Below are 25,264 nucleotides of genomic sequence, written 5' to 3' on the forward strand. Positions count from 1 at the left end.
CTTATCCGTCTGTAGGCTGCACTGTGCCATTTACCTGGGTTGACTGGGCGATCGTTGCAATAATCGCCATCTCCGCTTTGATCAGTTTGAGCCGCGGTTTCGTCAAAGAAGCCTTGTCGTTGCTTACCTGGATCATCGCAGGAGTCGTTGCCTGGATGTTTGGTGGCTCACTGTCCGAGTACCTCGGCGGTTATATCGAAACTCCTTCGGCTCGCGTGATCGCGGGCTGCGCAATCATGTTTGTCGCCACCTTGCTGGTGGGGGCAATGGTCAACTATCTCATCGGCGAATTGATTCGCGTCACCGGCCTCTCCGGGACCGATCGATTTCTCGGCATGGCCTTCGGCGCGGCGCGTGGCGCGTTGCTGGTGGTCGTGGCAGTCGGGCTCTTGAGCCTGGGGCCGGTTCAGCAGGATTCCTGGTGGCAACAGTCGCGACTGGTGCCACAATTTCTATTGGTTGCAGACTGGTCCAAGAACCTCATTCTGGGGTGGAGCAGTCAGTGGCTGGCCAGCGGTATCAGCGTACCCGCTGATATACCGTTCAAGGAGCACCTCTTACCGGCCAAAACGCCTCAGTAAGATGTGTTCAGTTCAGTTTCATTAAGTAGGGGTTGCGTCGCATGTGTGGCATCGTCGGTATCGTCGGTAAGTCGAACGTCAATCAGGCGCTGTATGACGCGCTAACCGTCCTCCAGCACCGCGGCCAGGACGCTGCCGGTATCGTGACCAGTCATGAAGGCCGGTTATTCCTGCGCAAGGACAATGGCCTGGTTCGTGATGTGTTCCAGCAGCGGCACATGCAGCGTCTGGTCGGTCACATGGGTATTGGCCATGTGCGTTACCCGACTGCGGGCAGCTCGACTTCGGCCGAGGCTCAGCCGTTCTACGTCAACTCGCCGTACGGCATCACCCTGGCGCACAACGGCAACCTGACCAACGTCGAGCAGTTGGCCAAGGAGATCTACGAGTCCGACCTGCGCCACGTCAACACCAACTCCGACTCCGAGGTGTTGCTCAACGTGTTCGCTCACGAGCTGGCCCAGCGCGGCAAGCTGCAGCCTACTGAAGAAGACGTGTTCGCCGCGGTGACTGACGTGCACAACCGCTGCGTCGGTGGCTACGCAGTGGTAGCGATGATCACCGGTTACGGCATTGTCGGTTTCCGTGATCCCCATGGTATCCGTCCGATCGTCTTCGGCCAGCGTCATACCGACGAAGGCGTGGAGTACATGATTGCCTCGGAAAGCGTTTCCCTGGATGTGCTGGGTTTCACCCTGATCCGCGACCTGGCGCCCGGCGAGGCGGTCTACATCACTGAAGAGGGCAAGCTCTACACCCGCCAGTGCGCGACCAATCCAAAGCTCACTCCGTGCATCTTCGAGCACGTTTATCTGGCTCGCCCCGACTCGATCATCGATGGTGTCTCGGTGTACAAGGCGCGCCTGCGTATGGGTGAGAAGCTGGCCGAGAAGATTCTGCGCGAGCGTCCAGAGCACGATATCGACGTGGTGATCCCTATTCCGGACACCAGCCGCACCGCGGCGCTGGAACTGGCCAACCACTTGGGGGTCAAGTTCCGCGAAGGCTTCGTGAAGAACCGCTACATCGGTCGTACCTTCATCATGCCGGGCCAGGCTGCGCGGAAGAAATCCGTGCGCCAGAAGCTCAATGCAATTGAGCTGGAGTTCCGTGGCAAGAACGTGATGCTGGTGGACGACTCCATCGTTCGTGGCACCACCTGCAAGCAGATCATCCAGATGGCCCGTGAAGCTGGTGCGAAAAACGTCTACTTCTGCTCGGCGGCCCCGGCTGTGCGCTACCCGAACGTGTATGGCATCGACATGCCAAGCGCTCACGAACTGATTGCCCATAATCGTTCGACCCAGGATGTGGCTGACCTGATTGGTGCCGACTGGCTCATCTATCAGGACCTGCCGGACCTGATCGAAGCGGTCGGTGGCGGCAAGATCAAGATCGAGAGCTTCGATTGCGCCGTGTTCGATGGCAAGTACGTCACTGGCGATGTGGATGAGGCCTATCTGAACAAGATCGAGAGCGCTCGTAATGATGCGTCCAAGGCCAAGACCCAGGCGGTCAGCGCCATCATCGATCTGTACAACAACTGATCCAGAGCATTTAAGAAGACATTAGGAGTAGGCGGCATGAGTCAGGATTGGGATGCCGGTCGGCTGGATAGCGACCTTGAAGGCGTAGCGTTCGATACCCTGGCGGTGCGCGCCGGCCAACACCGCTCGCCGGAAGGCGAGCACGGTGATCCGATGTTCTTCACCTCCAGTTATGTGTTCCGTACAGCCGCCGATGCGGCTGCGCGATTCGCTGGCGAGGTCCCCGGTAACGTCTACTCGCGCTACACCAACCCCACGGTGCGCTCGTTCGAAGAGCGAATCGCAGCGTTGGAGGGGGCGGAACAGGCAGTCGCCACGGCCACCGGCATGGCGGCCATTCTTTCGGTGGTCATGAGCCTTTGCAGTGCTGGGGATCATGTGCTGGTGTCGCGCAGTGTATTCGGCTCGACCATCAGCTTGTTCGAGAAGTACTTCAAGCGTTTTGGTGTTGAGGTTGATTACGTTCCCCTGGCGGACCTGTCCGGTTGGGATGCGGCAATCAAGAGCAACACCAAACTGCTGTTTGTCGAGTCGCCATCCAATCCCCTGGCCGAGTTGGTGGATATCGCTGCGCTGGCCGAGATAGCTCATGCAAAGGGCGCGATGCTGGTGGTCGACAACTGTTTCTGTACCCCTGCGTTGCAGCAGCCGCTGAAGCTTGGCGCGGACGTGGTGGTGCATTCGGCGACCAAGTTCATTGACGGTCAGGGCCGTTGCATGGGCGGTGTGGTGGCTGGCCGCAGCGAACAGATGAAAGAGGTGGTGGGTTTCCTGCGTACTGCAGGGCCGACCCTGAGTCCGTTCAATGCGTGGGTTTTCCTCAAGGGCCTGGAAACGCTGAGCCTGCGGATGCGTGCCCACTGCTCCAATGCCCTGGCCCTGGCGCAATGGCTGGAGCAGCAGGACGGTGTCGAGAAGGTGCACTACGCAGGTCTTGCCAGTCATCCGCAGCACGAACTGGCCAAGCGTCAGCAGCGTGGCTTCGGTGCGGTGGTGAGCTTTGAGGTCAAGGGTGGTAAAGAGGGCGCCTGGCGCTTTATCGATGCGACTCGGCTGATTTCGATCACTGCCAACCTGGGCGACAGCAAAACCACGATTACCCATCCGAGTACCACTTCCCATGGGCGTCTCGCGCCTCAGGAACGCGAGGCTGCCGGTATTCGTGACAGTCTGATCCGCATTGCGGTGGGGCTGGAGGATGTGGCTGACCTGCAGGCCGACCTGGCTCGCGGTCTGGCAGCCTTGTGATCGAGTTGTCCACGCCTCAAGGCGGCAATGGTCGTGTCGCGCTGGTCACCGGCGCGGCGCGGGGCATTGGCCTGGGGATCGCTGCTTGGCTGATCAGTGAAGGTTGGCAAGTGGTGCTGACCGACCTGGATCGGGAGCGGGGTTCCAAGGTGGCCAAGGTGCTGGGTGAAAGCGCCTGGTTCATCACTATGGACGTGGCTGATGAAACTCAGGTGGCTCAGGGAGTGGCTGAGGTGCTGGGGCAGTTCGGGCGCCTGGACGCCCTGGTCTGCAATGCTGCGGTGGCCGACCCCCACAACATTACCCTGGAAAGCCTGGATCTGGCCTATTGGAATCGGGTGCTGGCGGTGAATCTTGGCGGGCCCATGCTGCTGGCCAAGCATTGCGCGCCTTATCTGCGTGCCCATGGCGGTTCTATCGTCAATCTGGCTTCTACCCGTGCTCGGCAATCAGAGCCCGACAGCGAGGCCTATGCGGCGAGCAAGGGTGGTTTGCTGGCCTTGACTCACGCTCTGGCAATCAGCCTGGGGCCGGAAATCCGGGTCAACGCAGTGAGTCCTGGCTGGATCGATGCTCGTGATCCGGTAGCGCGACGTGCCGAACCATTGTCTGATGCGGATCATGCCCAGCACCCAGCGGGCAGGGTAGGGACGGTGGAAGACGTGGCGGCGATGGTGGCCTGGCTGCTGTCGCGCAACTCGGGATTCGTTACTGGCCAAGAGTTCGTGGTGGACGGTGGTATGACCAAGAAAATGATTTATCAAGGATGATGCGGTCTCGGCTTTTGCCTGAGCCTCGCAGCGTGTCGCTTGCTGCTGTTTTTTTAAAAAAACTTCAAGCCTGCTATTGACTTAGCTTCGTTACCTGCGTAAATTTCGCGGCCTCAGCGAAGCAAAGGGTGATTAGCTCAGCCGGGAGAGCGTCTGCCTTACAAGCAGAATGTCGGCGGTTCGATCCCGTCATCACCCACCATTTCCTGAGTGTCTTTCGCAAGAAAGACGGAAGCTTCCACGGAAGCCTCCAACCGACGCGCAGCGGTAGTTCAGTCGGTTAGAATACCGGCCTGTCACGCCGGGGGTCGCGGGTTCGAGTCCCGTCCGCTGCGCCATATTTTCCAGATCAGGCTTACCTGGTTTGAGACTGAAAAGTTTTAAGGCTTTTTAGTCAGACGATTTAAACGGTTCACATGGACGCAAGTCCAAGCGATACGCAGCGGTAGTTCAGTCGGTTAGAATACCGGCCTGTCACGCCGGGGGTCGCGGGTTCGAGTCCCGTCCGCTGCGCCATATCAGCCTCAAGGATCACTGAACACCTTGAGGCAACGGAACAAGCCTTTGGTTTGATTCGCATCGATAGCAAAGACCCTGGTCGAAAGACCGGGGTTTTTTGTTTTTGCGATCAGCGTGGGGTGGTTGTGCTGTTTGAGTGGCAATGTCCGAGCATAAAAAAACCGCCTGTTGGGCGGTTTTTTATTGGGGCGCAGAAAGGTCTTTTATCAGAAACCGAACTTGTCTCGCAGGCTGTAGTACCAGGCTCCTAGTGCCGTGAATGGGGTGCGCAGCAACTGGCCTCCAGGGAAAGGGTAGTGGGGTAGGTCGGCGAAGGCGTCAAAACGCTCTGCCTGGCCGCGTAGGGCCTCTGCCAGGACCTTTCCCGCCAGGTGGGTATAGGTCACGCCGTGTCCGCTGCAGCCTTGGGAGTAATAGATGTTGTCTCCCAGGCGGCCAACTTGTGGCAGGCGCGACAGGGTCAGCAGGAAGTTGCCGGTCCAGGCGTAGTCGATCTTCACGTTTTGCAGTTGCGGGAAGGCCTTGAGCATCTTCGGCCGGATGATCGCTTCGATATTGGCCGGATCACGGGCGCCATACACTACTCCGCCGCCGAAGATCAGGCGCTTGTCGCCGGAGAGGCGGTAGTAGTCCAGCAGGTAGTTGCAGTCCTCGACGCAGTAGTCCTGAGGCAGCAGGCTGGCTGCCAGCTCATCGCCTAAGGGCTCGGTAGTGATCACCTGGGTGCCGCAAGGCATGGATTTGGCTGCCAGCTCTGGAATCAAGTTGCCCAGGTAGGCGTTGCCGGCGACGATAATGAACTTGGCGCGGACTTTACCCAGCGGGGTATGCACTACAGGGCTGACGCCTCGTTCGATGTGTACTGCTGGGGATTGTTCGTAAATGGTCCCGCCCAGGGATTCCACGGCAGCCGCTTCACCCAGGGCCAGGTTCAGTGGGTGGATGTGGCCGCCACTCATATCGAGCATGCCGCCCTTGTACTGGTCGCAGGCTACGACTTCACGAATCCGCCGCTCGTCCAGTAACTCCAGCTGAGTGTGCCCATAGCGCTCCCAGAGACGCTTCTGCGACTCCAGGTGGCCCATCTGCTTGCCGGTCAGTGCGGCAAACACGCCCCCATCTTTCAAATCGCACTGGATCTGATACTTGGCGACGCGCTCGCGGATGATACGGCCGCCCTCGAACGCCATCTGGCCCAACAGTTGTGCTTGCTTGGGACCGACACTGCGTTCGATCACATCGATGTCGCGGCTGTAGCTGTTGACGATCTGTCCGCCATTGCGGCCGGATGCGCCGAAGCCGACCTTGGCGGCCTCGAGCACGGTCACCCGGAAACCGTTTTCCAGAAGAAACAGGGCGCTGGACAGGCCGGTGTAACCTGCGCCGATCACGCAGACGTCGGTTTCAACCTCGTCTTGCAATTGTGGGCGTTCCGGGGCCGCATTGGCGGAAGCAGCGTAATAGGACTGTGGGTAAGGAATGTTCGCCATCCTGCGACCTCATGTGTTTAATATATTTTACGAGTGCGTCGATGCTACCTGAGTTGAAAATCCGCTACCAGACAGGAAGAAAAACTTCTTCGCAGCCCCGGAATTAAAAAATTCGCATATTCATAGGCTTAGCTGCAAAAAAGGTGTTGACACCCCTTTGGAATTCCGTAGAATGCCGCCTCACAGCAGGCACGTAGCTCAGTTGGTTAGAGCACCACCTTGACATGGTGGGGGTCGTTGGTTCGAGTCCAATCGCGCCTACCAAACAAAATCCGCTCTGCTGGGCGGTCTAGAAGGGCTCACCGAAAGGTGGGCCCTTTTTTGTTGTCTGCGATTTTCAAGGCTTTGCAAAACGCCCACCTCAGAACGCCAATTCGGCGCCTACCTCCAGGTACTTGATCTTCTTTTCGCCGTGCCCCTCTTGATAGTGTTTTGTCATCTTCTCGTCCGAGTGCCCATAAGCGTCTGGATGTATTCCTGGGGGAATTGCTGCTGCTCATACAGCCAGGCGCCCAGTGCCCGGATCTGATGAAAAGTGGGGCGCTCACCGGCTGGAACTTGGTCATGTGCGTACGCTGCGTCCCTGGCTTTACTGCGCTTCTTGGTCGGGTAGTCAGGTGTGACCGACGTCTAGTGGTTCTTGGCGTCGATCTGTTCCCGCCGGCGGGCCTTGGGCTTGTAGTGGATGGGTATGGCGAGCCCAGTTGCGAGCGCAGGCATTCCCTGACCACGTCCCGAAGCTCAGCGTCCATGGTGATTTTGAGGTGCGCAGGGTTTTCATTGTCCTGGGGCTTTCCTGGCGAAACGGTTGGCGTGTTCTTCTCTATGTCGGCAGCCGACTTCAGTCAGGTCACGATGTCGTCCCGGCGCTGAAGGCTGGCTAGGGGAGGCGGATTGCGCGCTTCAGCCAGGGCGGCGAGGTCGCGGCGTCGATGATCAGCTTTCCCATGGCGCACAAGTAACGCGACACGCGCACGTATGTCCGAACCCGAACATTGAGTCGGGTTTTTATTACCTGAAATTCATCCACGGCAAAGTCGGCCTCACAGGCGATCTGGATACTTATAAGCCGATAGCGCAGTGCTAAGGCAGTTTGTCTGTCTTCGTCTTATATATTTGCTGGGCGGGGTGATGTTGGCGCCGTTGGTCGAGTTTTTGATATCGACAATCTAGGTGATGGCTTACTAATTTATTTGAGCAAAGCTCTGCTTTAGTGCTTAGGCACTATCTGATCCGCTTTTGGTACAGATTTGCACAATGATTGATGCGGTAAGTTAGGTTTTTTGATAGCTATCGATAAATTTGCTTTCAAGAAAAAGTGCTGCTCTCAAGTTTCCGTCAGGATTGTTTGAATGGAGTTAGGCGGATAACTTATACAAAAGGAGTGTTGTTATGGCGAATGTTGATACTGGAAACGCTGCTGGCTTCAAAGATATCAATGTCTTGGTTGTGGTGGATGTTGAGAATGCTTTGGCAACGAAAGACCTAGAGGATAATGCATATTTGGTGGACAATAATAAAAGCTCAGGGTCTGTTTCTGAAGGCCGGTCAGGGCTCATTACAGCCTGTCTGAATGGGCAGTTCGTCAACTGGCGTGTGGCCCCGGTTGTGCCTCAGAACCATGTAAAAATCATCAGCTTTTACGGGCCGATGATTGCCGAAGAAATCTGCGTGCCAATGGAAATAAAGAGCCCTGGCGATCATCACTTTCGCGGTCAGATCCAGTCGCGGAGTAAAACGGGTCGGTGGGAATACGAAGTTGCTCTTGAAATGAATGGTGCGGTTCTGAAGTGCAAGGCATTCATTCAGGTGAGCCAGAAATTGTGAGGAGCGTAGTCACGGCGTAGATAAACTACAGGTAAATTGCTTTTGCTTGTAGGCAGTTTGTTTGGTTGCCTCAGTATGAAGTTTAAAAAAGCCCTGTCATCGAACTGGGCTTTTTTGTGTTTTTTATCTGTCTGTATCCAGGATAGCCCTCGGGAAGATCTAGATGTCGAGAGCCGTATGGTGCAGTGAACTGAATCAACACTGACAGCCCGCGCACCCTTGCTTCACCTGCTTTCGGGGTAGCGCGAGACTGGAATGGCGAGATCGATGCAGTGGGGCGTCGACGTTGTGGTCCTCCTCGGCGGACAGAGGGAAATACGGCGTATCTAATTCGATTGCAAACCATAGAATCCGCTCGCTCTCCGGTCACGAATGTTTGATTGAACCTGGCAGTTTTCCGTTGCCTTTACTGTGAGTAGATGGTGGCTCAGGCAGATGTGATAACCATTAGGATTGCTCCTGAGCGTCAGCTAAATGTGTCTATTGGAGTGCGCATGATAAAGGACTGCTTCGGTTGCGCTCCTTGGTAATGTCTGCAGCGAGCTTTTAAAGATGCCCGCTCTTCAGTAATCCATTTGAACTCAGTTCGAGGGCGGGGAGCTTTAGTAAGCAGATCATCGTTTTGCTGCTGTTCGTCTTTGGGCTGGTTGTAGTGGCTTTTTAACAGTATGTGCCGCCATGCGCTTTATGGTGAGAGTGGACTTGGCGGCTGGATTCAGGAGGTATGAGTTATCAATTTTTCTTGTGTTGTTGGCCTGGTTCTTATTCTCGTCCAATTTTAAGGGGCTTGGATACAATATTTCTTGCGTTATTATCAAGGATGCTAATTATCCGGCGCTCAGTCTCAGTGGGCCTTCCATTGGAAGATGTAACGTGAAAGTATTCGTCACTATCCGGAGCGGTTTTAGAGAAGTAGTAATTTGAAACGCAGCAGCGTGGAAAATCGATATTTACTCCGCTGGCTGAGTGTCAGGAAGTTTTATTTGTTTCCATTGCGACTAGTCGATTGAGTTTTGAAGTAATAGTCTTTTGGGTTTTTACTTTGTCATCCCAGTGCTCAAGGGTTTCTCCACTTTCAAGTGTTCAGTCTGGAGGGGCGTAATAAAGCAAGTTTAAGCGTCGGTAAAGATTTCTCGAGCTGTCATGGCTGTTGTCAATGTGAGAGTTTAAGAAGTCGTCTTTAAACATCATTGAGAGCCCTCCGACATAGAGGGTCGGGTCTGGGACTATATTTCAAATCCCAGAAGTGAGGCGATTTTATTGACGACCGAAGGGTGTTGCATTGCATAAGTGATGGTTCCGAGGACTTCGGAGCGATTATCCTATGGCACGTGGTCTTGAGGGGTGAATCCGTTGCCGTTGAAGCTGCGTACCGGGTTGCCGCGCTCCACTCGGTGGTGGGCGTCGCGGCGTTGCAGGCGCAGTGCTTCCTCGGATTGTTGTTGCCGATCTGCCAAGCGCTGCAGGATTAGCAGGCGTGCTACGCGCTTGTTGTCGTGCTGGCTGCGTTCGGACTGCACTTTGACGCTGATTCCGGTTGCCAGGTGCGTGGCGCGTACGGCGGAGTCGGTGGTGTTCACGTGTTGCCCGCCCGGACCTGAGGCGCGCATGGCTTCAAAGCGGATTTGGCCGTCCATGCTGTCCTGTGGAGTCTTGAACAGTTGTCCGGCGAAATACCAGTTCTTGCGTTTGTGTCCAGGCCGGAACGGGCTCTTGCAGGTCCAGAGCAGGGTGCCGGTCCAGCGTTCGGCCAGTCTTGCAGCCTGTTCGCCATCGAGGCTTATCAGGACCGACTTGTGGGTGTCCCGGGCGTGGCCAGCTACCTGCTCGACGAGGCTGGTAAGTACGCCTTGTGCCTCGGCTTCGCGATACAGGAGACGCAAAGCCTTGGTCACCGCCAGCTCGCACTCGGCAGGCCCCTGGGCAGAGGACAGTTGTAAGAGCAGCATCAGCAGCACCCCCGGCGTTTGTAAGTCAGTACCGGCTTGAGCCGGGCGATGATCTGTACCAGGCCGGCGTCCCGCAGGCTGCCGACTACGCTGTCGATGCTCTTGTAGGCTTCGGGTGCTTCCTCGTACATCAATCCGCGGTCCTCGCAGATCACTCGGCTGCCCAGTTGAGTGCGCTTGAGCTGGTCGAAGCTGAAGCGGGTCGCCAGCCGGCCCTTGCAGTCGCTGCGCAGCCATTTGCGTCCGGCGCCGTGGGCCAGGGAGAACAGGCTGACAGGCGTCGGATTGGGCTGTACCAGGTAGCTGTAGTCACCCCGGGAGCCCGGAATGACCACCGGACCCTGGTCCGATGGTGTGGCGCCCTTGCGATGCAGCCAGCCCGCGACGCCATCGATATTCGCCGGGGACACCAGGTTGTGGTTGATGTCCAGAGTGGCGTGCCCCTTGGCTCGCAGGTTGTGCAGCAGGCGTTCGGCAATCAGTCGTCGGTTGGCTTCGGCGAAGCGCAGGGCTTCGTCGTGCTCTTGCAAGTACCGGATGCCAGCGGCGCTGGTCATCTCCAGACCGTTGTGCCTGTGCTGATCCACATGGCGCCGCAGGATGGCCTCTCCCAGGCCTCGAGAGCCGCTATGCACTAGCAGCAACAAGGTTTTTGGATTCAGTTCCAGAGCCTGCAAGGCTGCGGCGTCATACACCTGATCGAGCTGCTGCAGTTCGGCGAAGTGATTGCCGCCGCCAATGGTGCCCAGTGAGTGCTCGTGGCCGGTGAGGGGCAGTCCCAGTTGCGCTCGTTCTTCATCCCACTGTTCATCCAGAGGGAGGTCGATATTGCCAATTTTCTTTTCCAGCTTGTCGAGGTTGAGGCGGCTGCTGGAGAGGTCGGTTTGCCACAGCGCCATGCCGCAGCCGATGTCATTGCCCACCAGGGCCGGGTAGGCCCGCTCGGTGGAAAAAAATGCCGCACCCACCGGGTAGCCCCGGCCTGGGTGCAGGTCCGGCATGCCGACAACCTGGCGCATGCCGGGTAGTTGGGCGGTGGTGTGCAGTTGTTGGAGCGCTTTGTCTTCGATCCAGGTGGTGTCGGAGGCGATAAGAGAGACGCCATTCGACAAATGACGGATGCAAGTGTCCATGTCCAATTCCTGATTGGAAAAAAATATTCAGGTAGTGGCAGGACGGAACGGGGTTAAGCGAAGACGCTAACGGGTAGCGGATACAGCGTTTAAACCAGGCACGTCCTGCAAGGGGTGATCAGCTGTTGCATGGTGGATCTCCTTGGCAAAAGTGTGGGAAGGGGCGCGAAGATTAATCCTTTGCCTGAGGCCTGGCAATGGGGTTTGTAAACAAAAGGCATCTGGCCTCGCGGCATTTTTTCTTCTGCCCAAACGGCTTTTTCCCGCCGTGTAAGCGATACTCTCGCGTTTTATGGACGAGGTGGCAGCATGCGGGTTTTGATGGCAGTGATGGTTGCAGTGTTATTGGCTGGCTGTGCGAGTTCCACCATGGACGATGCCCGGACAAGAACACCCAACAAGACCCTGACCTCGACCAAGGCCGATCAACTGGTGGCGCAATGCGTACAGTTCGCCTGGCAGGATGAAGCGGTCTTTGGTGTGGATGCGGCGGCCTACCTGCAACCTGGCAAGGTAGGCGGATATACGGTGTATACCCGTTCTGCGGAAGTCTTCGTGGATATCAAGGCCGAGCCCTCGGGCACCGCTGTCCACTATTTCGCGATCGAGGACAACTCTGTTTCGAAGCGTCGACTGGCGGCGTTGGCGACCTGTCTGTAAGCCCAGGCAGCGCTTCAGGCGCAGGCACTCAGCCTTTCTGGCAGCAAACCCGGCAATCGCCGGGTTTTGTTGTTTCTGGGTGTCGTGTTTTCAACGCAAGTTGTGCGGCTTGATATTTTATCTCGGTAGAAAGTATGAGTTTTAGTGTAGAAAAGCGTGTAATACATTGACTCTTTAAAGTGTCAGTTCAAATAACGAAGCCTAGGGTTTAATAGGGCTGGCGCTGAGTTGTGCAAATTGTTCTGAATGGTTAGTTTGTGGCGTGATGAAAAAAGTCGAGAAAAGTGCGCTAAGTTAAAGGTGCTCAACAAGGAGCAAGACTTAATTAATCAATGGAGTGAAATATATGAACAAGCCACAAGCTCAACTTAAACATGGTCGCGTCGTTTCGCCTTCCAGTCGTGGTGCGGTTGCTGTAGAGCTGGGATTGCTGGGAACCTGGCAGGTGAATGAAATGGAAGGCGGGAAAAACTTCCCGGCTCTGACCGCCGGGCCTTTCCCGAAACCTTACGACAGCGATGTAGGGAGCGCCGTACCACCCGCAGATGGCCACATTCTCAGTGGTGGCAAGGTGGATGAGCGCGACTGCATCAACTTCACCAATGAGGAAATGTCGAAGAAAATCAATCGTGCCTTCAGCTGGCCGCTGCTCAATGTGGACCCCGGCCAGGTATTCCAGGTGCAATGGGAGTACACCGCGCCTCACGTCACTCGTGGCTACAGCTGGTTCATCACTAAAGATGGTTGGGACCCTAAGCAGCGCATCAGTCGCGCGCAGCTGGAGCCTCAGGCTTTTTATCAGGATTTTTATACCGAAGTTCCATTCGACAAGTTCGGCTCGGTATTGAAGGCCAAAACTAATCATGAAGTTGTGCTGCCAAAAAACAAGAAAGGCCACCATGTTGTGGTGCTGGTGTGGGTTGTCGCCAATACTGGCAACGGGTTTTATCAGGCCTTCGATCTGGACTTCAAGTAAGTCTCGGTCGTACAGCACCCTTTAACAGTTCTGAAGGATTAGAGCGTGAATAAAATCGACTTTGCATTAATCAAGAGTCAAGCAGCAGATGCGGCATCCATGATGCCGAGCATTGCCGGCAAGAAGATCCTCATGGGTTTCTGGCATAACTGGGCCGCCGGTCCTGCCGATGGTTATCAGCAGGGGCAGTTTGCCAACCTGAACCTGTTGGATGTCCCCAAGGAATACAACGTGGTGGCGGTAGCCTTCATGAAGGGCAACGGCATTCCCACCTTCAAGCCCTACAACCTCTCGGACGCCGAGTTCCGGCGTCAGGTCGGTGTGCTTAACAGCCAGGGGCGGGCCGTGCTGATTTCCCTGGGCGGTGCTGATGCGCATATCGAGTTGCACAAGGGCAACGAGCAGCCTTTGGCCAACGAAATCATCCGCCTGGTGGAGACATACGGCTTCGATGGTCTGGATATCGATCTGGAGCAGAGTGCCATTGATTACGCCGACAACAAGAGCGTGCTGCCGGCAGCCTTGAAGCTGGTGAAGGATCACTATGCAGGCCAGGGCAAGCATTTCATCATCAGCATGGCGCCGGAGTTTCCGTACCTGACCAGCAACGGCAAGTACGTGGCTTACCTGCAAGCCCTGGAGGGCTATTACGACTTTGTCGCACCGCAATACTACAACCAGGGTGGCGATGGACTCTGGGTGCAGGAGGCCAACGGCGGGCAGGGTGCATGGATTGCCCAGAACAATGATCAGATGAAGGAGGACTTCCTGTTCTACCTGACTGATAGCCTGGCTTCGGGCTCTCGCGGTTACACCCGAATTGCGGCGGACAAGCTGGTAATCGGTTTGCCCAGCAACGTCGATGCTGCGGCCACTGGCTATGTCATCGATCCTGCGGCTGTGAGCAATGCGTTCAAGCGCCTGCAGGATGCTGGTCACGCCATCAAGGGCTTGATGACTTGGTCGGTGAACTGGGATGCCGGAGTCAGCCGGCAGGGTGTGCAGTACAACTGGGAGTTCCGTAACCGTTATGCGCCGCTGATCCATGGCGATGGCGCAGAGCCTGAGCGTCCCGGGGCGCCGGGCAATCTGCAGGTGGTGGGCACCAGTCGCAGTAGCGTCAGTTTGAGTTGGAGCGCTTCCAGTGGTGTGCGTCCGGTGGAGTTCTACACCCTGTACCGCGATGGCAATGCAGTGGGGCAGGCGACTTCCCTGGGCTTCGAAGACAAAGGGTTGAGTGCCGATACCCAGTACAGCTACTTCGTCACGGCCACTGATACTCAGGGTCGTGAATCGTTGCCCAGTCGTAGCCTGAGTGTCAGGACCGCGGGTGGCGTCGTCGATCCGAGTTTCCCTGAGTGGCGTACCAACCAGCGCTATCTCCGGGAGGACGGAGTGAGCTATGAGGGTAATCGCTATCTCTGCCTTCAAGAGCACACTTCAAACCCGGCATGGACGCCCTCGGTGGCTTTCACCCTGTGGAGCAAGGTGTTGCTGGAGCGTCATGGCTGAGCAGTGACGTCATTGTTCTGCTCAATGGCAAGGCGACCCGCACGGATGTTGTCGATCCGAATGCGGGTCGCCTTTATTTGTCTCCTGAAGGCTGTCCATGGCTGACCGGCGGCAGGTGTGTGGGCATGGCGCGGGGTGTGACTTTGGCCCAGTTGTAATCATTGGTAAGCGGGGGTGCACCTGGGGGCGGCTTGGGAGTAGTCTCGCGGCTCGATCAATGAGCAATGGAAGCTTGCGATGTTTCAAATGAATAACCTGGTTCCGGAAATGCTGGTCACGGACCTGGAGCGCAGCCTGTCTTTCTATCGCGATACCCTCGGCTTCAAGGTGGAGTATCAGCGTCCGGAACACTTCTTTGCTTTTCTCTCTTTCAATGGCGCTCAGTTGATGCTGGAACAGGATGATCAAGAGGAGTCCGCGTGGCGCGTCGGCCCCTTGCAGGCGCCTTTTGGCCGAGGCATGAACTTGTCCATCGAGTGCCCGGACATTCGCCAACTGGCTGCCGCTCTGGCGCATGCCGGTTTCGCCCTGCGCAGGGAGATCCAGGAGTGCTGGTACCGGCATGATGAGTTGCTGCACGGTGAATTGAACCTGCTAGTGCTCGATCCGGACGGCTACTTGCTGCGGTTCACTGAGGATCTGGGGTTCAAGCCAGTGGTCAGCGCCTGACCGCCGAACCCCGGTGCGACGCCTGCATTGCTGAGGCGCCGCGTACCGGGAGGCCGCGGTCGGTTATTTGCCAGAAAAGGGCGATAGTCAGTGCTTGACGATAATCCAGTGGGCGGGAATCTGTTGTAGCCGCAATCCGGTCAGAGCATGCAGGTGTTCTGTGGGAGAAGCTCAAGGCAAACAGGGCACGCGCCGCGCCAGCTGTTGGGCACAGGCAGGGAGCGGGTGCTCATTGGATTCATGGGGTTTCGCGTTTGTCCGGGGCGGTCAGTCCGGCTTGAATGCGTTGATAGATTTCCTCGCGGTGTACCGCGACGTCTTTTGGCGCGTTGATACCGATGCGGACCTGTTGGCCGCTGACGCCAAGAATGGTGATCGTAATGTCGTCACCGATGTTTATGCTTTCACCGACTTTGCGGGTGAGTATCAGCATGATCTTCTCCTTGATGGCTTTGTAGGGCACCAGATTCAAACAGTGCAGAGGTCGGTCTTAGGTATAGATTAGTGCGAAGTTCCACTGAGTGGGTGCCTCTTTCTGACGCGCATACGATCTATTAATTCCCAAGGCGCAACTATACAGAGCCAATAAATATCATTCTTCCTGTTTCGACCTGATTTTGTGACGAGGTCTCTCGTGCCTTGAGTGCTAAAATCGCCGCCTCAGACTTTCTAGGGGTAGGTTGTGCGCAAAGTAGCGATGATGATGGCGGCGTTGGCATTGGCCGGTTGCGGCGAAGGCAAGCAAGTCGAGGCGAACAAGAGTGCTTCAGCGGCGGCGCAGGTTCAGCCGGTTCAGGCCTCCACCACGCCGCAGTGGGATGTGTGGGTGGGCAGCGAACTGCCCCTGGCGATAAGTGATCTCACCGGTTGGCTGATCGAGCACGGGATCATGTCCAATGTGGTGACCGTGGAAGGCAAGAAGCGGGTGCTGCTCGGGCCTTTTGCTTCCCAGGCCGAGGCCGAGGCGAAAAAGACTGAAGTGGTCGAGAAACTCGTGAAGGCCAAGAAACGTGACATCGATGTCACGGTCATCGAGCACCAGGCTGCGCAGTAAATCCTCTTCCCGCCACATCGAGAGGCGCCCGTATCCAGGGGGCGCTTCTGGGTCAGCCGCAGCTCTTGAGGTTGACGGCTCCGACAAACTCGTTTCCGCGCCCCATCACGCAAGCCACGCTTTGATTGCGTTGGCGTTCCCAATCCTGCACCGGATAGGTTTTGTTCCAGGCCTCGAAGAGCTGTCGATCCTGTTTCGACAGGCGCAGACCGTATTGCTTGCTCATGTAGAAGTAGGTGCGGGCGATCATGCCGCGAATCGAAGGGCGGGGCATGACCTTCTTGGCCTTGAAGTCCACCTGGGTCAGGCATGAGCCATATTGCCCCGATTGCTCCGGCAGCCAACCGAAACTGAAGTTGCTGCGGTCGCCATTCACTTCGCCAATGCTTGGTACCAGGTTGTGCAAGTCGGCTTCGGCGCGCTGATAAACCGAGTCGGTACGGGTGCAGTTCTTGCGCCCGCCTTGCTGCCAGCATTGGCGCTGATGACCGATTTGCCAGGCCGGCACTATGTGTTCCCATTCGATGCGTTCTGCGCGCTTGGCGTTCTTGCGCGGTACATAGCCGCAAGCGGCGAGGTTTACCCGGTTGCCGTTGTATTTACAGCCGCAGTAGAACTCGGTTGATTGAGGGGCATAGAGTTTCCAGGCAACTTTCTTGGCTTCGCTGAAGGTGCGTGGGGCATCGGCTTGGGCGGTGAAGGTGACGAAAAACAGCAGTACGGCAAAACAGCGGACACTCATCAACTCAGTCTTCCTTCGGTACGACCCAGAAAATTTGCACGCCACCATCGTCGCGATAGGCGAGGGTGACGTTGTCGTTCTCGGCGATTTCCTCCAGGAGCCGTTCCCACTCGTCCTGAGGCTCATCGGCGAGACGGAAAATCAGGGCTGCCTTGGCTTTCTGTGCGGTAGGGGAGTTGATGATTTTCTGGATGCGTACTCCCAGGCGTTCGTAGGAGCTGAGGGGCGTTTGGGTCGTGGCCACGGAACAATCCTTAATAAGCTGTACGTGTATACAGTATTTAACTGTAGGACATTTCGCAACTGCTTAAGATTCAAGAAGTTCCTCTGACCACGCTTTACGCATTTGTCTCGCGGGTGGGGGAGATTTTTTACGGGGGGAGGGTGCGGCGAGGCTGTCAGGGGGGCGGAACCACTCGCCCGGAGGGGGCGAGTGGTTGACGCCTGCTCGACCGGAACCGGTCGAGCGGGGGGCTGTCAGTATTCCCAGAACATGCGTTGCAGTTCTTTACTGTCCTGAGTCTTGGTCAGGGCGACCATGGCCAGGATGCGGGCTTTTTGTGGGTTCAGGTCGTGAGCCACAACCCAGTCGTTCTTGTCGTCAGGCTGTTCGGCGTTGCGCAGTACGAAGCCGCCAGCATTGACGTGGGAAGAGCGAATGATCTGCACGCCATTCTTGCGCAGCTCTTGCAGGGCTGGCACTACGCGGGAGGACACAGAGCCGTTACCGGTACCGGCGTGAATGATGGCTTTGGCGCCGCTTTGCGCCAGGGCCTTGTAGGCAGTGTCGCTGACGTTGCCGTAGCCGTAGGCGATTTCTACGTCAGGCAGGCTCTTGATGTTCTTGATGTCGAACTCCGAATCCATGGTGTGACGCTTGGCAGGCAGGCGGAACCAGTAGGATTTGCCTTCCACTACCATGCCCAGTGGGCCCCATGGGCTCTTGAAGGCTTCGGTCTTGATGTTGATCATCTTGCTGACATCGCGACCGGATTGGATTTCGTCGTTCATGGTAACCAGCACGCCTTTGCCGCGGGCGTTCTTGCTGCCGGCTACGGCTACTGCGTTGTACAGGTTGAGCATGCCGTCAGCCGACATGGCGGTGCCTGGGCGCATGGAGCCGACGACCACGATCGGCTTGTCGGTCTTTTCCACCAGGTTGAGGAAGTAGGCGGTTTCTTCCAGGGTGTCGGTGCCGTGGGTGATGACGATGCCATCGACGTCTTTGCTGTCGGCCAGCTCGGCGACGCGGCGACCCAGTTGCAGCAGGTTCTCGTTGGTGATGCTTTCCGAGGCGATCTGCATGACTTGCTCGCCACGCACGTTAGCCAGTTGGCTCAGCTCGGGGATGCCGGCGATCAGTTGTTCGATGCCGACTTTGGCTGCTTGGTAGGTGGCGCTGTTGGCGGCGCTGGCGCCGGCGCCGGCGATGGTGCCACCGGTGGCGAGGACCACGACGTTGGCGAGTTTCTGTTGGGTTTCAGCCTCTTTGGCCTGCACGGCCGCAGGCAGAAGCAGGAGGAGGGCCAAAGCGCCCGGAACGAAGGTTTTGAAGGCAGATTTCATTATTTTCTCTCTAGTAGTGAGACGGTGCTGATGCAGGTTCATCTAGAAACACCTCGGCCGCAGATCTGTATGCGGCGAGGCAGTGAGGATTGAGCAGGATCTGTACCAGCGCTACCTTGGCCTGATAAGTATTTTAAGTTACTGATTTATATCAATTTTATTTCTATTTTTGATGACGGCGGAGTGGTGCGCGTCCGGGTTTCCGAACGTTTGCGCGGGTGGGCGTTCGGCAATCCGAAAATGCCCGTCAGTGGTTCGGCACAAGGGGGGAGGGGCCGTCATTAAAGAATGTCGCGGGGCGGTCGATGACCCGACAGGATCTTTTTTTCAGGAGTTCATATGTCTCTGTCAGTCGGATTTCCTGGCGCAGGAGCGATTTTGATCAATGGCAAATCGCCGGCGACCATTGATGCATTGAGTAAGGCCGCTGCCGAGGAGGCATCCACGGCGCTGGGTACCGATGAGTCGGGCACCCTCCGGGTTGGTTCCAGCAAGCAGGCCGAAAAGTCCGAAGCCGCAGACTCGGGTGGAGATAATCAGAGTATCGTCGTCAAGATGCTGCTCAAGCGCATGCAAGAGTTGCAGGAGCAGCTCAAACAGCAGCAACAGCAACTGGCTGCCGCCCAGGCCGCCGACTATCCGACCCCTGAAGCCAAGCAGACCGTGGTCATGGGGCTTCAAGGGCAGATCGCCCAAACCAACGGGGCCCTGGCAGAGGTATCGGGCAATCTGGTTCGTGAGCTGGCCAAGGACTCCTCCTCCTCCTCCTCCTCAGGCGGCCTGTTAAACACCACTGCATGACCCTCAGAGCCTGTTCGCCGCTACGGTGCGGACAGGCTTCTCCTCTCGTACAGCTGGGTTTTCCCCGCTGTCTGTGTCCTTTTTCCAGGCTCTGATCGGCGTTGACAAACTCTGGCGAGGTTCGCATAGTTCGTTTTACGCAAACGTTTGCGCGGCCTTTGGATAACGACAATCGTCTATCTTTCCAGGGTCGGCACCGGCCTCCCATCCATGCCGATGACGGCCTGCTCACCCTGCCGTGCGAACGCTGCTCACAATAATCATAAGATCGGAGTGAATTCATGAAGCTGCCCTTCGCTGGACGTTTACTCGCTGTTGCTGTTCTGGCTGCTGCATCCGCTGCCCTCCCTCTCTCATCGGCCTATGCCGAGACCTCGCAGAAACCCAAGGTCGCCCTGGTCATGAAGTCCCTGGCCAACGAGTTCTTCCTGACCATGGAAGACGGCGCCAAGGCTTATCAGAAAGAGCATTCCGCCGATTTCGACCTGGTGTCCAACGGCATCAAGGACGAAACCGACACCGCCAACCAGATCCGCATCGTCGAGCAGATGATCGTCTCCAAGGTCAATGCCCTGGTGATTGCACCCGCCGACTCCAAGGCCATGGTGCCAGTGATCAAGAAGGCGGTGGATGCCGGGATCACGGTGATCAATATCGACAACCAACTCGATCCCGGTGTGCTGAAAAGCAAGAACATCAGCGTACCTTTCGTAGGTCCGGACAACCGCAAGGGGGCTCGCCTGGTGGGTGAGTACCTGGCCAAGCAACTGAAGGCCGGCGACGAAGTGGGGATCATCGAAGGGGTCTCCACCACCACTAACGCACAGCAGCGCACTGCTGGCTTCAAGGACGCAATGGACGCCGCGCAGATCAAGGTGGTCTCGCTGCAATCCGGCGACTGGGAAATCGACGCAGGCAACCGTGTGGCTTCGGCAATGCTCAGTGAATACCCGAATCTCAAGGCATTGCTGGCCGGTAACGACAGCATGGCAGTGGGGGCGGTCTCCGCGGTGCGGGCTGCCGGTAAGGCAGGCAAGGTCCAGGTGGTGGGCTACGACAATATCAACGCCATCAAACCAATGCTCAAGGATGGCCGGGTCCTGGCCACTGCCGACCAGTTCGCTGCCAAGCAGGCGGTGTTCGGCATCGAGACCGCACTGAAGATCCTCAAGGGCGAGAAAGTCGACAGCGGTGCCAACGGCGTGATCGAAACTCCAGTCGAGCTGGTCACCAAGTAGTCCTTCCGGCGGCACAACGGCGCTCGCCCGTTCAGGCGAGCGCATGGAGAGTTTCTTATGTCAGTTTCCGCTGCGAACGCTGTCCTCTCGGTCAGCGGTATCGGCAAGACCTATGCACAACCGGTATTGACCGGCATCGACCTGACGCTGATGCGCGGGGAGGTGCTGGCCCTGACCGGTGAGAACGGCGCCGGCAAGAGCACCTTGTCGAAGATCATCGGTGGCCTGGTCAGCCCCACCACCGGCCACATGCAGTTCAACGGCCAGGACTATCGTCCCGGTAGCCGGACCCAAGCGGAAGAGGCGGGGGTTCGCATGGTCATGCAGGAGCTCAACCTGTTGCCAACCCTGTCGGTGGCCGAGAATCTGTTTCTCGACAACCTGCCCAGCAACGGTGGTTGGATCAGCCGCAAGCAATTGCGCAAGGCGGCAATCGAGGCCATGGCCCAGGTCGGCCTGGACGCTATCGATCCCGACACGCTGGTGGGTGAATTGGGCATCGGTCATCAGCAGATGGTGGAGATCGCCCGCAATCTGATCGGTGATTGTCATGTGCTGATTCTCGATGAGCCGACGGCCATGCTCACTTCCCGTGAGGTGGAGATGCTCTTCGAGCAGATCACCCGCCTGCAGGCCCGGGGCGTGTCCATCATCTATATCTCCCATCGCCTGGAAGAACTGGCCCGCGTAGCCCAGCGCATTGCTGTGTTGCGTGATGGTTGCCTGGTGTGTGTCGAGCCCATGGCCAACTACAACAGCGAACAGCTGGTGAACCTGATGGTGGGGCGCGAGCTGGGCGAACACATTGATCTGGGTGAGCGCAAGATTGGTGCGCCGGCGCTGACGGTGAACAACCTCAGTCGCTCGGACAAGGTTTGTGATGTGTCCTTCGAGGTACGCAGTGGCGAGATCTTCGGTATTTCCGGCCTGATCGGGGCAGGGCGTACCGAGTTGCTGCGGCTTATCTTTGGTGCCGACGTCGCCGACAGCGGCAGCATTGCCCTGGGCACGCCGGCCCGGCCAGTAAGCATTCGCTCCCCGGTGGATGCGGTGGCCAACGGCATTGCGTTGATCACTGAAGATCGCAAGGGCGAAGGGCTGCTGCTGACCCAGTCCATCAGCGCCAATATCGCCTTGGGCAACATGCCGGCGATTTCCAGCGGCGGCCTGGTCAATGCTCAGGACGAAGAGCAACTGGCCCAGCGGCAGATCGATGCCATGCGCATTCGCAGTTCCAGTCCGGCGCAATTGGTGTCCGAATTGTCCGGCGGCAACCAGCAGAAGGTGGTGATCGGCCGCTGGCTGGAGCGCGACTGTTCGGTGTTGCTGTTCGACGAGCCCACTCGCGGTATCGACGTCGGCGCCAAGTTCGATATCTATGGCTTGCTGGGGGAGTTGACCCGCCAGGGCAAGGCCCTGGTAGTGGTGTCCAGCGACTTGCGTGAGTTGATGCTGATCTGCGATCGCATTGGCGTGCTCTCGGCCGGGCGTCTGATCGACACCTTCGAGCGTGACAGCTGGACCCAGGATGAATTGCTTGCCGCCGCCTTTGCCGGCTATCAAAAACGAGATGCGTTGCTCAGCGAAGCGACGCCTAGGAATGCATCATGAAAACTGCACCTGCAAGCGGCAAGCGAGGCGGCCATTACTACGGCCTCGGCACCTACCTGGGCCTGGCGGGGGCGTTGTTGGGGATGATCGTTCTGTTCTCCCTGCTCAGCAGCCACTTCCTTTCCTATGACACCTTCAGCACCCTGGCCAACCAGATCCCCGACCTGATGGTGCTGGCGGTAGGCATGACCTTCGTCCTGATCATCGGTGGTATCGATCTGTCCGTGGGGTCGGTGCTGGCCCTGGCGGCCTCGACGGTCAGCGTGGCAATTCTCGGCTGGGGCTGGAGCGTGGTGCCTGCGGCGTTGCTGGGCATGGCCTGTGCGGCGTTGGCGGGAACCATCACGGGCTCGATCACTGTGGCCTGGCGCATCCCGTCGTTCATCGTTTCCCTGGGGGTGCTGGAAATGGCCAGGGGCGTTGCCTACCAGATGACCGGCTCGCGCACGGCCTATATCGGTGATGCTTTCGCCTGGTTGTCGAATCCAATTGCCTTTGGCATTTCGCCGTCGTTTATCATTGCCCTGCTGATTATCTTCCTGGCCCAGGCGGTGCTGACGCGCACCGTGTTCGGCCGCTACCTGATCGGTATCGGTACCAACGAAGAGGCGGTGCGTCTGGCGGGGATCAATCCCAAACCCTACAAGATCCTGGTGTTCAGCCTGATGGGGTTGTTGGCGGGCATTGCAGCGCTGTTTCAAATTTCTCGCCTGGAAGCGGCAGACCCGAATGCGGGCTCCGGTCTGGAGTTGCAGGTCATCGCCGCGGTGGTGATTGGCGGCACCAGCCTGATGGGCGGACGCGGTTCGGTGATCAGTACCTTCTTCGGCGTCTTGATTATTTCCGTGCTGGCTGCAGGCCTGGCGCAAATCGGCGCATCAGAACCGACCAAGCGCATCATCACCGGTGCGGTCATTGTGATTGCCGTGGTGCTGGATACCTATCGCAGCCAGCGCGCCAATCGGCGGGTTTGATTCATGGCAACAATCAAGGATGTGGCGGCGCTGGCGGGGATTTCCTACACCACGGTGTCCCATGTACTGAACAAGACGCGGCCGGTCAGTGAAGAGGTGCGGGTCAAGGTCGAGGCGGCGATCAAGCGCCTCGACTATGTACCCAGTGCAGTGGCTCGTTCACTCAAGGCCAAGACCACCGCGACCATCGGCCTGCTGGTGCCCAATAGTCTCAACCCTTACTTCGCCGAACTGGCACGAGGGATCGAGGACTACTGCGAGCGCAACGGTTACTGCGTGATCCTCTGCAACTCCGACGATAACCCGGACAAGCAGCGCAACTATCTGCGGGTGCTTCTGGAAAAGCGCATTGATGGACTGATCGTGACATCCGCTGGTGGCGACAGTGGCCTGGCTCAGGGCCTGGCCGGGGTGCGCACGCCGATGGTGATTGTCGACCGCGGGCTGGAAGGGGTGGACGCCGATCTGGTGCGTATCGACCACCATTACGGTGCCTACCTAGCGACCCGGCACCTTCTGGAGCTAGGTCACCGGGACATCGCCTGCATCGGTGGCCCGGCCAACACCAGTGTGGCGCAAATGCGCCTGGCGGGGTTTCGCCAGGCATTGCAGGAGGCCGGCGTCGAGGCGCCGGCAGGGCGCATCCTGGAAAGTGACTTCAGTAGCACCGGTGGTTATCGCGCTGCGGCGCAGTTGCTTGAGGGGCGCCGGCCAAGCGCAATTTTCGCCGCCAACGACATGATGGGCATCGGTGTGTTGCGGGCTGCGGCGGAGCGCAATATCCGTGTGCCCAGTGAACTCTCGGTGATTGGCTTCGACGACATCCTCATGAGCCGTTATGTCTACCCGGCGCTGACCACGGTGGGTCAGTCGATCCTGCAACTGGGTGAAACCGCGGCAGAGTTGCTGCTGCGCCGTATTGCCTCGCGGGATTTGCCGGTCGACCAGCGCATCGTTACGCCGAATATTGTCTTGCGGGAATCGACTGCGCCGCTCAGCAGCGCATTTGCCGAGTTCCGCTGAATCCAAACGATTGAGTATCGATGTATGCCAGCAAAAGTAGTGGTAGTGGGAAGCCTCAATATGGACCTGGTGACCCGGGCCGAGCGCCTGCCGCGAGGGGGCGAGACGCTGATTGGCAAATCCTTTGCCACGGTATCCGGTGGCAAGGGGGCCAATCAGGCAGTGGCGGCGGCCAGGCTGGGGGCGCAGGTGTCGATGGTCGGCTGTGTCGGCGATGACGCCTATGGCGAGCAATTGCGCAGTGCCTTGCTCGCCGAGCAGATCGATTGCCAGGCGGTGAGCGTGGTGGAGGGTTCCAGCGGCGTCGCTCTGATCGTGGTGGATGACAGTAGCCAGAATGCAATTGTCATCGTCGCCGGTGGCAACGGCCTGCTCAGCCCCGAGAAGGTTGCGGGGTTCGATCGGGTGTTGCAGGAGGCCGACGTGATCATCTGTCAGTTGGAGGTGCCCTTGGCAACGGTGGGGTACACCCTCAAGCGCGGGCGTGAACTGGGCAAGACGGTGATTCTCAATCCGGCGCCGGCCAGTGGCCCGCTGCCGGCGCAGTGGTACGGCTCGATCGACTACCTGATCCCCAATGAAAGCGAGGCGTCCGCGCTCAGTGGCGTGGCGGTGGACTCCCTGGCGAGTGCCGAGACTGCGGCAGGTCGCTTGATCGCCGCTGGAGCCGGTAAGGTCATCATCACCCTGGGGGCGCAAGGTTCGCTGTTTGCCAATGGCCGCAGTTTCGAGCATTTTCCGGCGCCTAAGGTCAAGGCCATCGACACCACGGCAGCGGGGGATACCTTCGTCGGTGGTTTTGCCGCCGCCCTGGCTGCCGGCAAGAGTGAGGCCGAGGCGATTCGCTTTGGTCAGGTCGCCGCAGCGCTGTCGGTGACTCGTGCCGGTGCACAACCTTCCATTCCCACGCTGTCCGACGTTCAGGCCTTTGTCCCTTCATGAAAAAGACACCTTTGCTCAATATTGCCCTGTCACGCTTGATTGCCTCTTTGGGCCACGGTGACATCGTGGTGATTGGTGATGCCGGCCTGCCTGTGCCTCCTGGCGTCGAGTTGATCGATCTGGCCCTGACTCACGGCGTTCCCGATTTTCTCGGCACCCTCAAGGTAGTGCTCAGCGAGATGCAGGTGGAGAGTCATGTGCTGGCCGAGGAGATTCTGCTCAAGCGGCCGCAGCCCTTGTTGGGGCTGGACGTGCTGAACCTCGGTGGCGAACTGGGGACCCGGAGATTGATGAGTCACGAAGATTTCAAGGTGCTCAGTCGTCAGGCTCGTGCGGTGATTCGCACGGGAGAGTGCCAGCCGTATTGCAACATCGCCCTGGTTGCCGGGGTGACCTTCTAGGCCGCTGTCCGGCTTTTCCTTATCTTGCACA

General features: G+C 57.9%; 24 protein-coding genes and 4 tRNA genes. 21 read left to right on the top strand and 7 right to left on the bottom strand.

All coding sequences use genetic code 11. The features are described from left to right. Nucleotides 1–23: 23 nt before the first annotated feature. The 7 genes from ACSSVC_RS14465 (at nt 24) to ACSSVC_RS14495 (ending at nt 4,662) form a co-directional block, all read left to right on the top strand. Nucleotides 24–581, top strand: coding sequence for a CvpA family protein (locus ACSSVC_RS14465; RefSeq protein WP_025130180.1), 558 nt, complete (start codon nt 24–26; stop codon nt 579–581). A gap of 41 nt (nt 582–622) precedes the next feature. Next, nucleotides 623–2,128 (top strand): amidophosphoribosyltransferase, encoded by a 1,506-nt coding sequence (gene purF, locus ACSSVC_RS14470; protein ID WP_346631693.1) that lies wholly within the window; start codon nt 623–625, stop codon nt 2,126–2,128. A 36-nt stretch (nt 2,129–2,164) separates the two neighbouring features. Next, entirely contained in the window at nt 2,165–3,376 is a 1,212-nt protein-coding gene (locus tag ACSSVC_RS14475; protein ID WP_346631692.1) for an O-succinylhomoserine sulfhydrylase, read from the top strand. Next, nucleotides 3,373–4,146: an SDR family oxidoreductase gene (locus ACSSVC_RS14480; RefSeq protein WP_346631691.1), complete on the top strand. Its 774-nt coding sequence runs from the start codon at nt 3,373–3,375 to the stop codon at nt 4,144–4,146. Before ACSSVC_RS14475 ends, ACSSVC_RS14480 begins: the two co-directional genes overlap by 4 nt. Before the next feature lie 126 nt (nt 4,147–4,272). Further along, a tRNA-Val gene (locus ACSSVC_RS14485) sits at nt 4,273–4,348 on the top strand. A gap of 59 nt (nt 4,349–4,407) precedes the next feature. Further along, a tRNA-Asp gene (locus ACSSVC_RS14490) sits at nt 4,408–4,484 on the top strand. A gap of 101 nt (nt 4,485–4,585) precedes the next feature. Beyond that, nucleotides 4,586–4,662: transfer RNA gene (locus ACSSVC_RS14495), tRNA-Asp, on the top strand. A 209-nt stretch (nt 4,663–4,871) separates the two neighbouring features. On the opposite strand, the gene ACSSVC_RS14500 is transcribed toward ACSSVC_RS14495, so the two are convergent. Further along, the gene (locus tag ACSSVC_RS14500) at nt 4,872–6,155 is read right to left on the bottom strand and encodes an NAD(P)/FAD-dependent oxidoreductase (protein ID WP_492612437.1); all 1,284 of its coding nucleotides are present in this window, start codon (nt 6,153–6,155) and stop codon (nt 4,872–4,874) included. Between the two features lie 187 nt (nt 6,156–6,342). On the opposite strand from ACSSVC_RS14500, the gene ACSSVC_RS14505 reads away from it, so the two are divergent. After that, nucleotides 6,343–6,419 (top strand) — tRNA-Val (locus tag ACSSVC_RS14505). A 1,128-nt stretch (nt 6,420–7,547) separates the two neighbouring features. After that, nucleotides 7,548–7,982, top strand: a complete 435-nt coding sequence (gene makC / locus ACSSVC_RS14510; RefSeq protein ID WP_492612438.1) for an alpha-pore-forming tripartite toxin MakABE regulator — start codon at nt 7,548–7,550, stop codon at nt 7,980–7,982. A 1,322-nt stretch (nt 7,983–9,304) separates the two neighbouring features. Here the strand turns inward: makC and prfH are convergent. Both prfH and ACSSVC_RS14520 read right to left on the bottom strand, forming a co-directional pair. Next, nucleotides 9,305–9,931, bottom strand: a complete 627-nt coding sequence (gene prfH, locus ACSSVC_RS14515) for a peptide chain release factor H (RefSeq protein ID WP_492612439.1) — start codon at nt 9,929–9,931, stop codon at nt 9,305–9,307. Next, nucleotides 9,931–11,064: an RNA ligase RtcB family protein gene (locus ACSSVC_RS14520; RefSeq protein WP_346631687.1), complete on the bottom strand. Its 1,134-nt coding sequence runs from the start codon at nt 11,062–11,064 to the stop codon at nt 9,931–9,933. Before ACSSVC_RS14520 ends, prfH begins: the two co-directional genes overlap by 1 nt. 309 nt (nt 11,065–11,373) lie before the next feature. Between ACSSVC_RS14520 and ACSSVC_RS14525 the strand changes: the two genes are divergently transcribed. The 4 genes from ACSSVC_RS14525 (at nt 11,374) to ACSSVC_RS14540 (ending at nt 14,881) form a co-directional block, all read left to right on the top strand. Continuing rightward, nucleotides 11,374–11,724: a hypothetical protein gene (locus ACSSVC_RS14525; protein WP_346631686.1), complete on the top strand. Its 351-nt coding sequence runs from the start codon at nt 11,374–11,376 to the stop codon at nt 11,722–11,724. A 346-nt stretch (nt 11,725–12,070) separates the two neighbouring features. Beyond that, a complete protein-coding gene (locus ACSSVC_RS14530; protein WP_346631685.1) occupies nt 12,071–12,700 on the top strand; it encodes a lytic polysaccharide monooxygenase auxiliary activity family 9 protein in 630 nt (209 codons plus the stop codon). Nucleotides 12,701–12,745: 45 nt separating this feature from the next. Beyond that, nucleotides 12,746–14,212, top strand: coding sequence for a carbohydrate-binding protein (locus ACSSVC_RS14535; protein WP_346631684.1), 1,467 nt, complete (start codon nt 12,746–12,748; stop codon nt 14,210–14,212). A gap of 237 nt (nt 14,213–14,449) precedes the next feature. Further along, a complete protein-coding gene (locus ACSSVC_RS14540; RefSeq protein ID WP_446440539.1) occupies nt 14,450–14,881 on the top strand; it encodes a VOC family protein in 432 nt (143 codons plus the stop codon). A gap of 238 nt (nt 14,882–15,119) precedes the next feature. Here ACSSVC_RS14540 and csrA read toward each other — a convergent pair whose 3' ends face one another. Beyond that, a complete protein-coding gene (gene csrA / locus ACSSVC_RS14545; protein ID WP_007920550.1) occupies nt 15,120–15,314 on the bottom strand; it encodes a carbon storage regulator CsrA in 195 nt (64 codons plus the stop codon). 264 nt (nt 15,315–15,578) lie between these two features. On the opposite strand from csrA, the gene ACSSVC_RS14550 reads away from it, so the two are divergent. Beyond that, nucleotides 15,579–15,935 (top strand): SPOR domain-containing protein, encoded by a 357-nt coding sequence (locus tag ACSSVC_RS14550; RefSeq protein WP_492612565.1) that lies wholly within the window; start codon nt 15,579–15,581, stop codon nt 15,933–15,935. A 52-nt stretch (nt 15,936–15,987) separates the two neighbouring features. Here the strand turns inward: ACSSVC_RS14550 and ACSSVC_RS14555 are convergent, their stop codons facing one another. The 3 genes from ACSSVC_RS14555 to ACSSVC_RS14565 form a co-directional block, all read right to left on the bottom strand. Continuing rightward, nucleotides 15,988–16,677 (bottom strand): endonuclease, encoded by a 690-nt coding sequence (locus ACSSVC_RS14555; protein ID WP_346631682.1) that lies wholly within the window; start codon nt 16,675–16,677, stop codon nt 15,988–15,990. A gap of 4 nt (nt 16,678–16,681) precedes the next feature. After that, nucleotides 16,682–16,951 carry a DUF1654 domain-containing protein gene (locus ACSSVC_RS14560; RefSeq protein WP_102863635.1) on the bottom strand — a complete coding sequence of 90 codons (270 nt, stop codon included), beginning with the start codon at nt 16,949–16,951 and terminating at the stop codon, nt 16,682–16,684. A gap of 203 nt (nt 16,952–17,154) precedes the next feature. Beyond that, nucleotides 17,155–18,243: an asparaginase gene (locus ACSSVC_RS14565; RefSeq protein WP_123725710.1), complete on the bottom strand. Its 1,089-nt coding sequence runs from the start codon at nt 18,241–18,243 to the stop codon at nt 17,155–17,157. Between the two features lie 339 nt (nt 18,244–18,582). Between ACSSVC_RS14565 and ACSSVC_RS14570 the strand changes: the two genes are divergently transcribed. From ACSSVC_RS14570 to rbsD, 7 genes are all read left to right on the top strand, one after another. Beyond that, entirely contained in the window at nt 18,583–19,044 is a 462-nt protein-coding gene (locus ACSSVC_RS14570) for a hypothetical protein (protein WP_492612440.1), read from the top strand. Nucleotides 19,045–19,325: 281 nt separating this feature from the next. Next, nucleotides 19,326–20,282: a sugar ABC transporter substrate-binding protein gene (locus tag ACSSVC_RS14575; RefSeq protein ID WP_123725709.1), complete on the top strand. Its 957-nt coding sequence runs from the start codon at nt 19,326–19,328 to the stop codon at nt 20,280–20,282. A gap of 57 nt (nt 20,283–20,339) precedes the next feature. Continuing rightward, nucleotides 20,340–21,893: a sugar ABC transporter ATP-binding protein gene (locus ACSSVC_RS14580; protein ID WP_346631680.1), complete on the top strand. Its 1,554-nt coding sequence runs from the start codon at nt 20,340–20,342 to the stop codon at nt 21,891–21,893. Then, nucleotides 21,890–22,867 carry an ABC transporter permease gene (locus tag ACSSVC_RS14585; protein ID WP_102863626.1) on the top strand — a complete coding sequence of 326 codons (978 nt, stop codon included), beginning with the start codon at nt 21,890–21,892 and terminating at the stop codon, nt 22,865–22,867. Before ACSSVC_RS14580 ends, ACSSVC_RS14585 begins: the two co-directional genes overlap by 4 nt. Nucleotides 22,868–22,870: 3 nt before the next feature. After that, nucleotides 22,871–23,890 carry a LacI family DNA-binding transcriptional regulator gene (locus ACSSVC_RS14590; protein WP_346631679.1) on the top strand — a complete coding sequence of 340 codons (1,020 nt, stop codon included), beginning with the start codon at nt 22,871–22,873 and terminating at the stop codon, nt 23,888–23,890. A gap of 24 nt (nt 23,891–23,914) precedes the next feature. Further along, nucleotides 23,915–24,832, top strand: a complete 918-nt coding sequence (rbsK, locus tag ACSSVC_RS14595) for a ribokinase (RefSeq protein WP_404938934.1) — start codon at nt 23,915–23,917, stop codon at nt 24,830–24,832. Further along, nucleotides 24,829–25,233: a D-ribose pyranase gene (gene rbsD / locus ACSSVC_RS14600; protein WP_346631677.1), complete on the top strand. Its 405-nt coding sequence runs from the start codon at nt 24,829–24,831 to the stop codon at nt 25,231–25,233. The genes rbsK and rbsD overlap by 4 nt, the downstream gene beginning before the upstream one ends. The last annotated feature ends 31 nt before the right edge of the window (nt 25,234–25,264 follow it).

Source organism: Pseudomonas sp. E1BtOHC1 (assembly GCF_058744285.1).

What these genes read in the sequence shown, in the direction of transcription:
- csrA (WP_007920550.1), bottom strand. Translation starts at nt 15,314, where the DNA reads ATGCTGATACTCACCCGCAAAGTCGGTGAAAGCATAAACATCGGTGAC.
- ACSSVC_RS14475 (WP_346631692.1), top strand. Translation starts at nt 2,165, where the DNA reads ATGAGTCAGGATTGGGATGCCGGTCGGCTGGATAGCGACCTTGAAGGC.
- prfH (WP_492612439.1), bottom strand. Translation starts at nt 9,931, where the DNA reads ATGCTGCTCTTACAACTGTCCTCTGCCCAGGGGCCTGCCGAGTGCGAG.
- rbsK (WP_404938934.1), top strand. Translation starts at nt 23,915, where the DNA reads ATGCCAGCAAAAGTAGTGGTAGTGGGAAGCCTCAATATGGACCTGGTG.
- ACSSVC_RS14525 (WP_346631686.1), top strand. Translation starts at nt 11,374, where the DNA reads ATGCGGGTTTTGATGGCAGTGATGGTTGCAGTGTTATTGGCTGGCTGT.
- ACSSVC_RS14550 (WP_492612565.1), top strand. Translation starts at nt 15,579, where the DNA reads ATGATGATGGCGGCGTTGGCATTGGCCGGTTGCGGCGAAGGCAAGCAA.
- ACSSVC_RS14580 (WP_346631680.1), top strand. Translation starts at nt 20,340, where the DNA reads ATGTCAGTTTCCGCTGCGAACGCTGTCCTCTCGGTCAGCGGTATCGGC.
- ACSSVC_RS14520 (WP_346631687.1), bottom strand. Translation starts at nt 11,064, where the DNA reads ATGGACACTTGCATCCGTCATTTGTCGAATGGCGTCTCTCTTATCGCC.
- makC (WP_492612438.1), top strand. Translation starts at nt 7,548, where the DNA reads ATGGCGAATGTTGATACTGGAAACGCTGCTGGCTTCAAAGATATCAAT.
- ACSSVC_RS14555 (WP_346631682.1), bottom strand. Translation starts at nt 16,677, where the DNA reads ATGAGTGTCCGCTGTTTTGCCGTACTGCTGTTTTTCGTCACCTTCACC.
- ACSSVC_RS14590 (WP_346631679.1), top strand. Translation starts at nt 22,871, where the DNA reads ATGGCAACAATCAAGGATGTGGCGGCGCTGGCGGGGATTTCCTACACC.
- purF (WP_346631693.1), top strand. Translation starts at nt 623, where the DNA reads ATGTGTGGCATCGTCGGTATCGTCGGTAAGTCGAACGTCAATCAGGCG.
- ACSSVC_RS14565 (WP_123725710.1), bottom strand. Translation starts at nt 18,243, where the DNA reads ATGAAATCTGCCTTCAAAACCTTCGTTCCGGGCGCTTTGGCCCTCCTC.
- ACSSVC_RS14530 (WP_346631685.1), top strand. Translation starts at nt 12,071, where the DNA reads ATGAACAAGCCACAAGCTCAACTTAAACATGGTCGCGTCGTTTCGCCT.
- ACSSVC_RS14570 (WP_492612440.1), top strand. Translation starts at nt 18,583, where the DNA reads ATGTCTCTGTCAGTCGGATTTCCTGGCGCAGGAGCGATTTTGATCAAT.
- ACSSVC_RS14540 (WP_446440539.1), top strand. Translation starts at nt 14,450, where the DNA reads ATGTTTCAAATGAATAACCTGGTTCCGGAAATGCTGGTCACGGACCTG.
- ACSSVC_RS14585 (WP_102863626.1), top strand. Translation starts at nt 21,890, where the DNA reads ATGAAAACTGCACCTGCAAGCGGCAAGCGAGGCGGCCATTACTACGGC.
- ACSSVC_RS14500 (WP_492612437.1), bottom strand. Translation starts at nt 6,155, where the DNA reads ATGGCGAACATTCCTTACCCACAGTCCTATTACGCTGCTTCCGCCAAT.
- rbsD (WP_346631677.1), top strand. Translation starts at nt 24,829, where the DNA reads ATGAAAAAGACACCTTTGCTCAATATTGCCCTGTCACGCTTGATTGCC.
- ACSSVC_RS14575 (WP_123725709.1), top strand. Translation starts at nt 19,326, where the DNA reads ATGAAGCTGCCCTTCGCTGGACGTTTACTCGCTGTTGCTGTTCTGGCT.